1 pseudogene is annotated in these 432 nt (G+C 52.5%); it reads right to left on the bottom strand.

Annotation, left to right across the window (positions count from 1 at the left end):
- Nucleotides 1-432: pseudogene (locus tag ACU8YC_RS28310) on the bottom strand (UDP-N-acetylglucosamine--undecaprenyl-phosphate N-acetylglucosaminephosphotransferase); the annotation flags it as partial.

Genomic DNA, 432 nt, shown 5'->3' with positions numbered 1-432 from the left:
ACATAATTGCCACCATATCCATTAACGGAATGGCAATAACCCACAGGGCCGTAACCGGACTAATAGGATGCGTTGGCCCCTGGGTCGTCTCCAGCAGAATCCAAATCACCGTGAAGCCAATCAACGTACTTCCCGCATCCCCCATAAAGACTCTATAGCGGCGTCCGAGAATACCCAGGTTCAGCAGGATGTAAGGCAGAATGGCGGCGATCATGGCAAAACACCAGATAGCCAGGCTTGTCTGGCCATCGAACCACAGAAGAAGTCCCATAGCGGCGAATGACACGCTGGATAGCCCACCGAGCAGACCATCGATCCCATCCACCATATTGAAGGCGTTAATCGCCGCCCAGACGGCAAACAAAGTAAGGAAATAACCAAAAGAACCGAGCACCAGCTCCCAAGGACCAAAAATCCCCCCCAGGCTACTTA

The sequence above is a fragment of the Citrobacter sp. VF227 genome (assembly GCF_052950715.1).
This window is presented reverse-complemented; position numbering and strand designations above follow the sequence as displayed.